This is a genomic window from Simplicispira sp. 125, from assembly GCF_003096555.1.
GTDB lineage: Bacteria > Pseudomonadota > Gammaproteobacteria > Burkholderiales > Burkholderiaceae_C > Simplicispira.
This window is the reverse complement of the sequence record NZ_QEKM01000001.1, coordinates 812,786-826,288: the sequence shown is the minus strand read 5'-3', so window position 1 is coordinate 826,288 and position 13,503 is coordinate 812,786. Positions and strand designations below refer to the sequence as shown.

Annotated in this window: 11 protein-coding genes and 2 pseudogenes; 10 read left to right on the top strand and 3 right to left on the bottom strand. The window is 62.4% G+C overall.

The annotated features are described in order from the left end of the window. Positions 1-29: 29 nt before the first annotated feature. Positions 30-404, top strand: a complete 375-nt coding sequence (gcvH, locus tag C8D04_RS03825; RefSeq protein ID WP_116003667.1) for a glycine cleavage system protein GcvH — start codon at positions 30-32, stop codon at positions 402-404. Positions 405-536: 132 nt separating this feature from the next. Then, positions 537-3,425 carry an aminomethyl-transferring glycine dehydrogenase gene (gene gcvP, locus C8D04_RS03820; RefSeq protein ID WP_116003666.1) on the top strand — a complete coding sequence of 963 codons (2,889 nt, stop codon included), beginning with the start codon at positions 537-539 and terminating at the stop codon, positions 3,423-3,425. A gap of 74 nt (positions 3,426-3,499) precedes the next feature. Here the strand turns inward: gcvP and C8D04_RS03815 are convergent. Beyond that, a pseudogene (locus tag C8D04_RS03815) lies at positions 3,500-4,452 on the bottom strand (integron integrase). 538 nt (positions 4,453-4,990) lie between these two features. On the opposite strand from C8D04_RS03815, the gene C8D04_RS03810 reads away from it, so the two are divergent. After that, entirely contained in the window at positions 4,991-5,473 is a 483-nt protein-coding gene (locus C8D04_RS03810) for a nuclear transport factor 2 family protein (protein WP_116003665.1), read from the top strand. Between the two features lie 11 nt (positions 5,474-5,484). Here the strand turns inward: C8D04_RS03810 and C8D04_RS03805 are convergent. Then, positions 5,485-5,679 (bottom strand): annotated as a pseudogene (locus C8D04_RS03805) (IS110 family transposase); the annotation flags it as partial. A gap of 311 nt (positions 5,680-5,990) precedes the next feature. Here C8D04_RS03805 and C8D04_RS03800 point away from each other — a divergent pair. The 6 genes from C8D04_RS03800 (at position 5,991) to msrA (ending at position 12,224) form a co-directional block, all read left to right on the top strand. Next, the gene (locus C8D04_RS03800) at positions 5,991-6,392 is read left to right on the top strand and encodes an FKBP-type peptidyl-prolyl cis-trans isomerase (protein WP_116003664.1); all 402 of its coding nucleotides are present in this window, start codon (positions 5,991-5,993) and stop codon (positions 6,390-6,392) included. A 97-nt stretch (positions 6,393-6,489) separates the two neighbouring features. After that, positions 6,490-8,655: a PAS domain-containing sensor histidine kinase gene (locus C8D04_RS03795; protein WP_116003663.1), complete on the top strand. Its 2,166-nt coding sequence runs from the start codon at positions 6,490-6,492 to the stop codon at positions 8,653-8,655. Continuing rightward, complete coding sequence (locus C8D04_RS03790; protein WP_116003662.1) at positions 8,642-9,316, top strand: RluA family pseudouridine synthase; 675 nt, start codon at positions 8,642-8,644, stop codon at positions 9,314-9,316. The genes C8D04_RS03795 and C8D04_RS03790 overlap by 14 nt, the downstream gene beginning before the upstream one ends. 121 nt (positions 9,317-9,437) lie before the next feature. Beyond that, positions 9,438-10,196, top strand: a complete 759-nt coding sequence (locus tag C8D04_RS03785; protein ID WP_116003661.1) for an SDR family NAD(P)-dependent oxidoreductase — start codon at positions 9,438-9,440, stop codon at positions 10,194-10,196. Positions 10,197-10,279: 83 nt separating this feature from the next. Then, positions 10,280-11,464 carry a beta-ketothiolase BktB gene (bktB, locus tag C8D04_RS03780; RefSeq protein WP_116003660.1) on the top strand — a complete coding sequence of 395 codons (1,185 nt, stop codon included), beginning with the start codon at positions 10,280-10,282 and terminating at the stop codon, positions 11,462-11,464. 7 nt (positions 11,465-11,471) lie between these two features. Continuing rightward, positions 11,472-12,224: a peptide-methionine (S)-S-oxide reductase MsrA gene (gene msrA / locus C8D04_RS03775; RefSeq protein WP_116003659.1), complete on the top strand. Its 753-nt coding sequence runs from the start codon at positions 11,472-11,474 to the stop codon at positions 12,222-12,224. Positions 12,225-12,270: 46 nt separating this feature from the next. Here the strand turns inward: msrA and C8D04_RS03770 are convergent, their stop codons facing one another. Continuing rightward, complete coding sequence (locus tag C8D04_RS03770) at positions 12,271-12,708, bottom strand: universal stress protein (RefSeq protein WP_116003658.1); 438 nt, start codon at positions 12,706-12,708, stop codon at positions 12,271-12,273. A 411-nt stretch (positions 12,709-13,119) separates the two neighbouring features. Between C8D04_RS03770 and C8D04_RS03765 the strand changes: the two genes are divergently transcribed. Beyond that, complete coding sequence (locus C8D04_RS03765) at positions 13,120-13,488, top strand: PilZ domain-containing protein (protein WP_116003657.1); 369 nt, start codon at positions 13,120-13,122, stop codon at positions 13,486-13,488. Positions 13,489-13,503: the final 15 nt, after the last annotated feature.

The following is a 13,503-nucleotide window of genomic DNA, read 5'->3' as shown; positions in this document are numbered from 1 at the left end:
CTTTCCATCATCTTTCCAGGAGACATCCCATGACCGTCAAATTTTCCAAAGACCACGAGTGGATCAACATTGCCGACACCAACGCCGCCGTGGTGGGCATCACCGTGCACGCCCAGGATGCCCTGGGTGACGTTGTTTTCGTCGATCTGCCCGCCGTGGGCGCCAGCTTTGCCCAGGGTGACGTGGCCGGTGTGGTCGAGTCCGTCAAGGCCGCTGCCGACATCTACATTCCCGTCGCGGGCGAAGTGGTGGAAGTGAACGAGGCCCTGCGCGCCGACCCCTCGTTGGCCAACACCGACCCGCTGGGCGCTGGCTGGTTCTTCAAGGTCAAGCTGTCGGACCCGTCGCAGCTCGACACCCTGATGGACGAGACCGCCTATTCGAGCTTTGCCGCCAGCGCCTGAGCGTCACGACAACAAAAACCATAGCAGTTCGCGCTTGAATTCAGGCACTTTCAAAATATAAAGTGCCTGAATTCTTTTAGAAACAAGCGCAAGATGCTCTCTTTTTAATAGCCTTTCAGACTGGTTCCCGCCATGCAGATGCCTGCCGCCCTGCCCTTGTCCGCACTCGAAAACACCACCGAGTTTCTGCCCCGCCACATTGGCATCGATGCGGCCGATGAAGCGCACATGCTGTCGGTGATCGGCGAGGCCTCGCGCCGCGCCCTCATCGACTCCATCGTGCCGCGCTCCATCGCGCGCAGCCGCGCCATGGATGTGCCGCCCCCGGCATCGGAAGCTGCGGCGCTGGCCGAGCTCAAGGCGATTGCATCACGCAACCAGGTCCTCAAAAGTTTCATCGGCCAGGGCTACTACGGTACGCACACGCCCGGCGTGATCTTGCGCAACATCCTGGAGAACCCCGCCTGGTACACGGCCTACACGCCCTACCAGGCCGAAATTTCGCAGGGCCGCATGGAAGCCTTGGTCAACTTCCAGACCATGGTGTGCGACCTTACCGGCATGCCCATTGCCAACGCTTCCATGCTCGACGAAGCCACGGCCGCCGCCGAGGCCATGACGCTGGCCAAGCGCTCGGTCAAAAGCAAAAGCCACCGTTTCATCGTGGCGGGCGATGCCCATCCACAAACCATTGAGGTCATCCAGACCCGTGCCGCCCCCATGGGCATTGAGGTGGTGCTGGCCAACTCGCTGGAGGAATGGAACGCCGCCCTGGAAGGCGAGTACTTCGCCGTGCTAGCCCAGTACCCCGCCACCAGCGGCCGCATCGACAACTTGCGCGCCGACGTGGAAAAGGCCCACGGCAAACAGGCCGCCTTCATTGCCGCCGCCGACCTGCTGGCCCTCACGCTCATCACCCCGCCCGGTGAGTGGGGCGCCGACATTGTGGTGGGCACCACACAACGCTTTGGCATGCCCATGGGTGCGGGCGGCCCGCACGCAGCCTACATGGCCTGCCGCGACGACTTCAAACGCTCCATGCCCGGTCGCCTGGTGGGCGTCAGCGTGGACGTCCATGGCAAGCCGGCCTACCGCCTGGCACTGCAGACCCGCGAGCAGCACATTCGCCGCGAAAAAGCCACCAGCAACATCTGCACCGCGCAAGTACTGCCTGCAGTAATCGCCAGCATGTACGCCGTGTACCACGGCCCGCAAGGCCTGCGCCGCATCGCGCAACGGGTCGCCAGCTACACCGCCATCCTGACCAAGGGCCTGGAGCAATTGGGCGCCCCAGTGCGGGCACAGGCCACGTTTGATACCGTCAGCCTGAAAACCGATGGCGCTACCAAAACAATAGCTGCTCGCGCAGTACAGATGGGCGTTAACCTGCGCATTTACTTCGAAAATTACCTGTGCATCTCGCTGGACGAAACCACCACGCGCGAAGACATCGCGCTGCTGTGGAAGATTTTCGCCAAAGACGGCCAGGCACTGCCCAGCTTCGACGCCTTTGAACAGGGCGTGGAGTCGCTGATCCCCAGCGCGCTGCGCCGCACCAGCCCCTACCTCACGCACCCGGTGTTCAACACGCACCACTCTGAGACGGCCATGCTGCGCTATATCCGCCAGCTGTCCGACAAGGACCTGGCGCTGGACCGCTGCATGATCCCGCTGGGCAGCTGCACGATGAAGCTCAACGCCACCAGCGAGATGATTCCGATCACCTGGCCCGAGTTTGCCAACGTGCACCCCTTCGCACCGGCCCACCAGCTGGAGGGCTACCGCCTTCTGGACGAGCAGCTGAGCGCCTGGCTGTGCCAGGCCACAGGCTATGCCGGCGTGAGCCTGCAGCCCAATGCGGGCAGTCAAGGTGAATACGCAGGGCTGCTGGCCATCAAGGCCTGGCATGCAGCCCAGGGCCACAACGATCGCAACATCTGCCTGATCCCCAGCAGCGCGCACGGCACCAACCCCGCCAGTGCGCAGATGGTGGGTATGCAAGTGGTGGTGACCAAGTGCGACGACAACGGCAACGTGGACATGGCCGATCTCCAGGCCAAATGCGAGCAGTACAGCGCGCAGCTGGCCTGCATGATGATCACCTACCCCAGCACGCACGGCGTGTTTGAAACGCAGGTCAAAGAACTGTGCGAACTGGTGCACCAGCATGGTGGCCGCGTCTACGTAGACGGCGCCAACATGAATGCATTGGTTGGCGTGGCCGCCCCCGGCGAATTTGGGGGTGACGTGAGCCACCTGAACCTGCACAAGACCTTCTGCATCCCGCACGGCGGCGGCGGCCCCGGCGTAGGCCCGGTGTGCGTGGTGCAAGACCTGGTGCCTTACCTGCCCGGCCATGCCACGGCGGGTTTGGCGGGTGGCGTGGGCGCTGTATCCGCAGCCCCGCTGGGCAATGCCGCTGTTCTACCCATTAGCTGGATGTACATCCGCATGATGGGGGCCGAAGGCCTGCAGGCAGCGACCGAAGCGGCCATCCTCTCTGCCAACTACATCAGCGCACGCCTGAAGGACCACTACCCCACGCTCTACGCGAGCGAAAACGGCCATGTGGCGCACGAGTGCATCCTGGACCTGCGCCAGCTCAAGGACACCAGCGGCGTGATGGCCGAAGACGTGGCCAAGCGCCTGATTGACTACGGCTTCCATGCGCCCACGCTGAGCTTCCCGGTGCCCAACACACTGATGGTGGAACCCACTGAGAGCGAAAATCTATTCGAGATCGACCGTTTCATCGACGCGATGATCGCCATCCGCAATGAAATCCGGCAGATCGAATCAGGTGCCTGGCCGCAGGACAACAACCCGCTCAAGAACGCGCCGCACACCGCTGAAAGCCTGCTGGGTGCCGAATGGAACCGCCCTTATGCCCGCGAGACCGCCGCCTACCCCGTGGCCGCCCTGCGCAGCAACAAATACTGGTCGCCGGTGGGCCGGGTGGATAACGTGTGGGGTGACCGCAACCTGAGCTGCAGCTGCATCCCGGTAAGCGACTACGCGTAAAGCCTGCTGATGCAGCGCTGTGATGGTGCAGCCCTCTGAAACAAAGGCCCGTCACCGGGCCTTTGTTTTGTGCCCTACAAGGCGTCCAGCGGGCTCAAAATGCCGCGCCCGCCCTTGTTCAGCACATGCGTGTAAATCATGGTGGTGCTCACATCGGCATGGCCCAGCAGCTCTTGCACGGTGCGAATGTCGTAGCCGCCTGAAGCAAATGCGTGGCAAACGAATGCCGCAGCACATGGGGAGACACCGGCTTGGCGATCTGCGTACGCCGCGCCGCCTCGCGCACAGCGCGCTGCACCGATTCGAGGTACACATGGTGGCGCCGCTCCAGCAGCTCGCCCGTGCAGGCATCGGGGCGCGGATCGGTGGAGCGCACCGGCGACGGAAACACCCACTGTCAGGCCCAGCTTTGGTCGGCCTGGGGGTATTTGACGGCCAGCGCATGCGGCAGATACACACAGCCAAAACCAGCGGCCAGATCCTTTTCGTGCAGCGCGCGGGCCTTTTGCAATTGCGCATGCAAAGGCGCAATCAAGTTCTCCGGCAGCACCGTCACCCGATCTTTGTTGCCCTTGCCCTCGCGCACCACGATTTCGCGGCGGGCAAACTCCACATCCTTCACGCGAACGCGCAGCGCCTCCAACAGGCGCATGCCCGTGCCATAGAGCAACTGCGCAATCAGGCCCGTGCTGCCATCCATGTGCAGCAATAGCGTGCGCACCTCTGTGGGCGTCAGCACCACTGGTAGACGCTTGGGTGTTTTGGCTTGAACCACCTCATTGAGCCAGGGCAAATCCGTCTTCAGCACCTGCTTGTACAAATACAGCAACGCCGCCTTGGCCTGGTTTTGGGTGGAAGCAGAAACATTGCGCTCCACCGCCAAATGACTCAAAAATACCTCCACCTCAGCCGCACCCATCTCTTGCGGGTGGCGCTTGCCGTGAAACACGATAAAACGCCGTGCCCAATCGATATACGCCTCTTCGGTGCGAATGCTGTAATGCCGCGTGCGCAGGTGAATGCGCATACGTTCCAGCAGCTTGGGCGGTCGGGGCGCGGCGGGGTCGCTGGTGGGCTGTGAGGATTCAGCGGGGCGCTCTGTAATCCGCGAAATTTTAGGGTTGCCTAATTTTTCGGATGCCGGGGTTTACGCGAGACTTCTGTTCCGGTGGTTGTCTTGGCGGACTGATCGGGCTACCATGCTTGTCGTCTAAATCTAGTTCTTCGACATTAGAGCTGCGCCACATAATTAAATAGATGCGACCGATAACACAAACAACGGGTATTTATAAAGCAAGAAAAAACTGATAGCGTGTGCTGCACTTTCAAGTGCGCGACATAAGCGAGCTTATGTGGACGCATCTTTACAGCGCAGCATGAGAATCAGGCATTGTTTGGGCCAGTGGTTCACATCGTCTGCTTATAAAAAAACAGATTTTTTGGGCGCCCCGCCCCAACGTCGCAGAACCCGTCATTGAAGCAACGTTGCGCCTCGCGCCACATTGCTTAATTATTTTCGTTATGCCGCATTTTCTTCCACCCACCCCATTCGAAGGAGTTGTTCCATGAAGATGATTAGCATTATTGTTTTAAACGTCGCGCTTGCCGGATGTGCTATTAACCAAGGTACACCAAGCAATACACAGGCATCGCGCACAGAGAGTTGCAAAGCCACCTCAGAGCAAGAGATTGCAGAACTGTTTGATCGTTGGAATCAGTCGCTGCAAACTGGCGATCCTCATAAGGTAGTCGCCAACTACGCAGTACGATCAATTCTCCTTCCCACAGTATCAAACAAGCCGCGCCTTACCCCTGCAGAGAAAGAGGACTATTTCCACCACTTTCTAGAAAACCGCCCTTCCGGAAAGATTGAATTGCGCAGTATCGAGATAGGGTGTAACTCCGCCGTTGATGCTGGGCTCTATACATTCACTTTCGCCAAAACGGGAGCAATCGTCAGTGGCCGCTACAGCTACACATATCGTTGGGACGGGACACAGTGGTTAATTACAAGCCATCATTCGTCCGCCATGCCAGAGAAAATGTAACTGAGGCATAACTCGCGCGCCCAGTGGTGGGTGCCGGAGCACGCTTCCACGCCGATGAGGCAAGGCGGCAGCGCGGCAATGAGTTCGAGCAACTTGCCGCGCGGCACGCTGGGGCGCACCAGCGCGCTCTTGCCTGTGGCATCCACGCCGTGAACAGCAAAGACGTTCTTGGCGAGATCGATTCCAATGGTGACAATGGCAGACATGGACTTCCCCTTCCACAAAAACGAGTGAGTTGATGAGAGGTTGCACTTCCCATCGTGGCACTTTGATGCCGTACCCCGCAACTGCGCGGATCACTCGGGACGGGGAAGTCCCTTTCATTCGTTAACCGCTGAGGTTTGCCGTGCTGACTTAGTGTGTTTTCTGGCTCTAGCGCTTACTCCGCAAGCGCAAGAAGCTATTTTTTTCGTAGCATCTGCTTCTTCTGTCCTTTTAGCGCACCAGCGGCACAACCCCACCCCTCGCCTCAAACAGCCTACCATCGGGCCTTTGTTTTCCTCTGGAGCTTCCCTTCATGCGCGTTCTTTTCGCCCTGCTCGTCTCGCTGGCCATCGCCCCCGCCGCCATGGCACAAGCCAAGCCCACCACCACGGCCAGCGGCCTGGTTTATGAATCGCTCAAGGAAGGCACGGGCGATTCGCCCAAGGCCACGGACACCGTCAAGGTGCACTACAAAGGCACGTTCCTGGACGGCAAGGAGTTCGACAGTTCGTACAAGCGCGGCGAACCCACTGAGTTCCCGCTCAACCGCGTCATCCCCTGCTGGACCGAAGGCGTGCAGCGCATGAAACCCGGCGGCAAGGCCAAGCTGACCTGCCCACCCGCCATTGCCTACGGCGAGCGCGGTGCGGGCGGCGTGATTCCGCCCAACACCACGCTCAACTTCGAGGTCGAGCTGGTTTCCGTGCGCCGCTGATCCTTGCACTTGCAGGCCTGCGCGGGCGTACACTCGCCTGCACAGGCCGCGGCCTCGCTGCGCGGGGACATCTACCGAGGCCGGAGCCCCTTCGCCCATGAGCCTTCCTGACCTGTCCTTTCTGCTGCACGCCCAGTCCCCGCGCGACGGTCCGGGTGATACCCCCTTGCCAGAGCCCAGCGCGCCCGATGAAAGGATCGCATTGCAGCCCCAGGAGGCCCTGCCCGGGCTGATCGCCGAGCTGCGTGCCTACCAGGCAGAGCTGGAAGCGCAAAACAAGGTTCTGCAGTACAGCCAGGCTGCCGCCGAGAGCGCATCCGAGCGCTTCGAAGCCTTGTTTTCCAGCGTACCGCTGGCGCTCATGGTGCTGGACGAATATGACGTGGTGGTCCAGGCCAATGCCATGGCACACCGTTCGTTCCAGCCCACCGAGCAAGATCGCCCGCTCACGGCACTCATGCCATTCCTGCATGCCCGCGATAGCAGCCGGGTCCAGGACGCCTTTCACACCGCACGCCACCAAGGCCACAGCGAGGTGACCGAGATCGTTTTTTTGATCGGTAGCGAAGGGCACATTACGGGCGACCTGCACATTGCCTGCATCGAAGTGGCCCAGGAAAGCGACGCACCAGTGCACCAGTTTTTGTGCGCCGTGATCGATCAAAGCCCACTGCTGGCCGAGCGCCAGGCCTTGCAAGAACGCAACGAGCAGCTGCACGCCAGCGAAAAGCGCCTGGAAGCCGTCATCAACTCTGCCCTGGACGCCATCATCTGCGTGGACCAGCACCAGCGCATCACCGTTTTCAACCCCACGGCAGCGGCGCTGTTCCAGTGCAGTACGAGCGACGCGCTGGGTAGCCCACTGGGCCGATTTCTGCCCGACGCGGTGCAGGCCCTGGGGTTTGCCCAACTGGCCACCCAGGCCCTGCTGGGCGAGATGACCGCACGCACGGCGGCCGGCCGCGAATTGGCGGTCGAGGTGAGCGTGTCCTTCGAGCGCCATGCCGAAGGAGAAACCACCACGGTCTTTGCGCGCGACCTTACCGGCCGCAAGAAGGCCGAGGCGCACCGCACCGAGCTGGAAGCCCAACTGCGCGAGTCGCACAAAATGCAAGCCATCGGCACCATGGCCGGAGGCATTGCGCACGACTTCAACAACATCCTGGGCGCCATCCTGGGCAACGTGGAACTGGCCAAGGCCGACTGCGGAAGCCAGTCTCCAGTGCTCGAGAGCCTGATCGAGATCGAAAAAGCCGGCCGCCGCGCGCGCGACCTGGTGCGGCAAATCCTGACCTTCAGCCGCAACGAACCGCCCCGGCGCACAGCCGTCGCGCTGGCTGAGGCCATGCATGACACCGAGCGCCTGCTGCGCGTCACCTTGCCCCCCACGGTCGAGTTGCACATGGATCTACCGAGGGACATGCCCCCGGTGCTGGCCGATCCGACCCAGGTAGAGCAGGCCTTGCTCAACCTGTGCACCAACGCCATCCACGCACTGGGCACGAACCGGGGCATCGTGCAGGTAGCCGCTACCCCTGCCCGTCCAGACCAACGCCTGTGTGAACGGCTCGGTGTGGCGCCCGGCGACTATGTGGCCATCACCGTGCGCGACAACGGCCCGGGGATGGATGCCTCCACGATTGAGCGGGTTTTTGAACCCTTCTTCACGACCAAACCTGTCGGCCAAGGGACGGGGCTGGGCCTGTCCGTCGTGCATGGGGTGATGGGCAACCATGCCGGAGCGGTCGATGTGCAAAGCACACCGGGCAAGGGCACCCTTTTCACCCTGTACTTTCCGGCGGCCATGCCCTCGGCGCAGACGCATGCCGGCACCGAACCGGCAACGCCGCCCGTCACCACAAACATCACCGCATCCGCCATGCCGCAGCGCAGCCGCCATGTGATGTACGTGGACGACGATCAGGCACTGGTTTTTCTGGTGCAGCGCCTGCTGCGGCGGCGCGGTTACGAAGTCAGCGGTTTCACGGACCCCCGCGAAGCCGCTGCAGCCTTGCGCGCCGCCCCGCAGAAGTTCGATCTGCTGGTCACCGACTACAACATGCCTGGCTATTCGGGTGTGGATCTGCTGCGCGAGGTGCGCGAGATCCGCGCGGACCTGCCGGTGGCACTGGCTTCGGGCCATGTCACCGCCGAGATCGAACACAGCGCGCTGGCCGCAGGCGCCCGCGCCCTGATCCACAAGCCCAACGACGTGCAGGAGCTCTGCGACACCGTAGACCGGCTGGTCAATGGCGACGCCTGAGGGCCTGCCGCTGACTGCGGGCGAGGTGGTCTGCATGCATGCCGATGCAGAGATTCTCGTTCTGGACAAACCAGCAGGCCTGCTGTGTGTGCCCGGGCGTGGCCCGGACAAGCAGGACTGCCTGAGCCGCCGTGTTCAGCAGACATGGCCGGAGGCACTCATCGTGCACCGCCTCGACCAGGCCACGTCGGGCCTGGTGCTGATGGCCCGCAGCCCCGAGGCACAGCGGCGTCTGAGCCGGGCGTTCGAGTTGCGCCAGGTGCACAAGCGCTACCAGGCCGTCGTGGCGGGCCGCATGGAGGCTTTGCCAGACGGTGCCTGGGGCAGCATTGATCTTCCCATTGCCGCAGACTGGGAACGCCGCCCGCTGCGGGTCATCGACTCCACCACCGGCAAGCCCAGCCAAACCCGCTGGCAAGTTATGGCGCACGATGCGGTGGCTGACACCTCGCGCATTGCGCTGGAACCCGTGACCGGCCGCACACACCAGTTGCGCGTGCACCTGGCTGCTGTCGGCCATGCCATCTTGGGCGATGCTCTGTATGCAGACCCTGCCGTCTGCGCCAGGTCACCCCGTTTGCTGCTGCATGCGACATGGCTCGCCTTCGAACACCCCGGCACAGGCCAGTGGATGGAGTTTGCATCGTCTGCGCCGTTCTGATACGGGTGCCATCCGGTTCCTGTGCAGGCGCTGAAAGCACCGGCGTTTTCCCCGTGCGCCACCACTGAAGGGCCGTGGCGCAGCGCAGCGCGTTGCGCGGCAAGAGGGGTACCATAGGGTCATGTCTCAACACCTCACCATCCTGACGGGAGCCTCGCGCGGCATGGGTTTGGCCATGGCGCACCAGTTGCTGCAACCCGGGAACACGCTACTGTGCATCTCGCGCACCGCCAATCCCGTTTTAGCCCGTGAAGCCGCCGCCAAAGGCGCCACGCTCCTGCAATGGGAGCTGGATCTGACCCATGCCGAACCGGCCGCACAACAGCTGCGCGACTGGTTGCAGACAGCCACCGCAGACCGTTTTGCCAGCGCCACCCTCATCAACAACGCGGGCGTGATACCGCCTATTGCCCCTCTTTCGGCCAGCGTTCCGGGCGACTTGGCCGTGGCATTGCGCGTGGGGCTCGAGGCCCCCATGTTGCTGTGCGCAGCATTCCTGGGTGCCACGGACGACTGGAACCTGCCCCGCAAGGTGCTGAACATTTCCTCAGGCCTGGGCCGCCGCCCCATGGCGTCGCAAGCGGCCTACTGCGCGGCCAAGGCTGGTATGGACCATTTCACGCGCTGCATGGCGCTGGACGAAGAACGCAAACCCCACGGCGCCCGTGTTTGCTCTCTGGCGCCCGGCGTGATCGACACAGACATGCAGGTGCAACTGCGCTCGGCCCACCCGGATGCTTTTCCGGATGTGCAGAACTTCGCACAGCTCCAGCGCAGCGGCATGCTCAGCAGCGCGCACGATGCGGCCACCCGGGTTCTGGGCTGGCTCAATCGGCCCGACTTCGGCACCCAACCCGTCGCTGATGTGCGGGACGCCTGAGCCGCAATCACTTTGTTTTTGATAGCTACTTGCGCTTACCCATATTGCGTTAGACCCATTTTTTACCTTAAAAGGATTGAACCATGACCCGTGAAGTCGTCGTCGTCAGTGCCGTGCGCACCGCCATTGGAACCTTTGGTGGCAGCCTTAAAGACGTAGCCCCCACCGAACTGGGCGCACTTGTCGTGCGTGAATCACTGGCGCGCGCCAGCGTGGAAGGCAAGGATGTGGGGCATGTGGTGTTTGGCCATGTGGTCAACACCGAGCCCAAGGACATGTACCTCTCGCGCGTGGCAGCCATCAACGGCGGCTGTGGCGAAGGCACGCCTGCGTTCAACGTCAACCGCCTGTGCGGTTCGGGCCTGCAAGCCATCGTGTCGGCTGCACAAAGCATCCAACTGGGCGATGCCGATGTAGCCATTGGCGGCGGCGCCGAGAACATGAGCCGCGTACCCTTTGCCAGCCTGAACATGCGCTGGGGCGCCCGCATGGGCGACACCAAGATGGTGGACATGATGATGGGCGCGCTGCACGACCCGTTCCATAACATCCACATGGGGGTCACAGCCGAGAACATCGCCGCAAAATGGGGCATCACCCGCGAAGACCAGGACCGTTTGGCCGTGGAGAGCCACAACCGCGCCGAGCGCGCCACACAAAACGGTCTGTTCAAAGACCAGATCGTGCCCGTCACCCTGAAGAGCAGAAAAGGTGACGTGCAGTACGCCACCGACGAGCATTTCCGCCCCGGCGCCACCATGGAAGACCTGGCCAAGCTCAAGCCTGTTTTCCTCAAGGAAAACGGCACGGTGACCGCTGGCAACGCCTCGGGCATCAACGACGCCGCTGCCGCCGTGGTGCTGATGGATGCCGATACCGCCAAAGCGCGTGGCGCCAAGCCCCTGGCGCGCCTCGTGGCCTATGCCCACGCCGGCGTAGACCCCAAGTACATGGGCATTGGCCCAGTGCCCGCCACACAGCTGGCACTCAAGAAAGCGGGCCTGACGGTGAACGACCTGGATGTGATCGAAGCCAACGAGGCCTTTGCCGCCCAGGCCTGCGCCGTGACGCGCGACCTGGGACTGGACCCAGCCAAGGTCAACCCCAACGGCTCGGGTATTTCGCTGGGCCACCCCATCGGCGCCACCGGTGCTCTCATCACCGTCAAGGCTATTCACGAACTGCAGCGCATCCAGGGCCGCTACGCGCTGGTGACCATGTGCATTGGCGGCGGCCAGGGTATTGCGGCAATCTTCGAGCGCATCTGAGCGCCCCATGCCTGCAACCCCTCCACCCACTGACGATTCGCCCGCGAGCCTGCGCGCCCCGCGGCTGATCGCTTTGGGCGCTGCACTGGTGGTGCTGGCGCTGCTGTATGCGGCCTTTGCCGCACGCGCGCAGCCAGCGCGGCTGCTACCCGCGCCCGCAGGGCCTGCAGCAATGGGGCTGCAAAGTGCTGCGCACGCCAGCGTGGTGCTGGCGGGTGGGTGCTTCTGGGGGGTACAAGCCGTTTTTCAGCACACGCGCGGAGTGCTCAATGCCGTCTCGGGCTATACCGGCGGCACACCGGAACAGGCCAACTACCCGGCGGTCAGCAGCGGGAATACCGGCCACGCAGAGGCCGTACAGATCACCTACGACCCGAAGCAGATCACGTTGGGAGAGGTCTTGCAGGTTTTCTTCTCGGTCGCGCATGACCCCACGGAACGCAACCGCCAGGGGCCAGACCTGGGGCCACAGTACCGCTCTGCCGTGTTCTACACGGACGACGCCCAGCGCAATGTGGTCCAAGCCTATATCGCACAGCTCGACGCTGCCGCCGTACTGGGCGCCCCCATCGCAACCGAGGTTGTGCCGCTCACCGCGTTTTACCGTGCCGAGCCGGGGCACCAAGATTACGCAACCAGCAATCCTCACGCCCTCTACATTGCCACCTACGATGCGCCCAAACTGCGCAATCTGCAGGCATTATTACCAGAGCGTTATCGGGAAACCCCCGTGCTGACCGACGCCGTGGGCACCCCCTAAAAAAGGCGCCCACGGCGCCTTTCTTCAAGATGCCAAGGTACGGCGATCAGTCGCGCACCACCAGCACAGGCACACGCACCAGTCCCAGAACGCGCTGCGTCACACTGCCCAGCACCAGCTTTTCAATACCGCGACGACCATGGGAGCCCATGACGAGCAGATCGGCGCCGGTGCTCTCCAGCGCACGCGAAATTCCTTCCTGCACCGCATGGCCCTCGCCCACCACGGTATTCGCCTGCACCCCGGCATCCAGCATGGCCATCTTCGCAGCATCGAGTGCCGTATTCGCCTCGGCCGTCGCGGCGCTGAGGTACTGGGCCTGGCCGTAGGCAAAATCAGCACCCACGCCCGTGAAGGGATACGGATCGATCACATACAACACCGTCACCGCGCTACCAAAAGCCTTGGCCAAACCTGCTGCCTTGGATACCGCGAGCATGGAGGTGGGTGAACCGTCCACAGGAACCAGAATGTGCTTGAACATCGAAACTCTCCTTGGGTTGATGAAAACAGGTTGCGCCCTGATTCAGGCAGACGCGCATGGCTGGTTTCAAGTGTAGCGCGAGCCCCCTCCTCTGGCCATGATCTGCGTCCACAACCGCCTGAATAGCCAACACCATTGCCCCGTAGGAGATAAAGCCACAGGCGCCGGAAGGCGCTATCGATGATAGCTCTGAAATTTGAATAAAAACAGGCTCTAACGCTTATTTAGCAAGCGTTGAAAGCTCTCATTTTTATAGTCATTGAACGCCCATCAGCCAGCGCGGGAACACCGCAGGGCGGGCGGCACTCAGCGAGCCCGACAGAGATCGCACAAGAGCCCGAGCAAAACCCCCATGAGCAAGGCCCATGCGTGTAGCATGGCAGCTATCCACAGCCCCGCACCGCACCTGCCATGCCCCACGAACGCCGCCATTTCATTCGCGTGCACTTTGATGCACCGGCCTTGCTGGCCACGGCAACCAATACGCTGAGCGTGCAGGTGCTGGACTTGTCGCTCAAAGGCGCCCTGGTATCTCTTCCGCCGGGCACCGCGCTGGAATCAGGCACGCTGTGCCAATTGACCGTGCCACTGACCAGCACCAGCGACCACATCGCCATGTCCGTCGAAGTGGCCCACATCGAAAACCATTGCGTCGGCCTGCTGTGTCGCAGCATCGACCTGGACAGCGTGACCCACCTGCGCCGCCTGATCGAATTACAGCTGGGCGCGCCTTCACTGCTCGAAAGGGATCTGGCGGAGTTGACTGCACCCCTGCCGTAACGCCTGTCAGCGCCC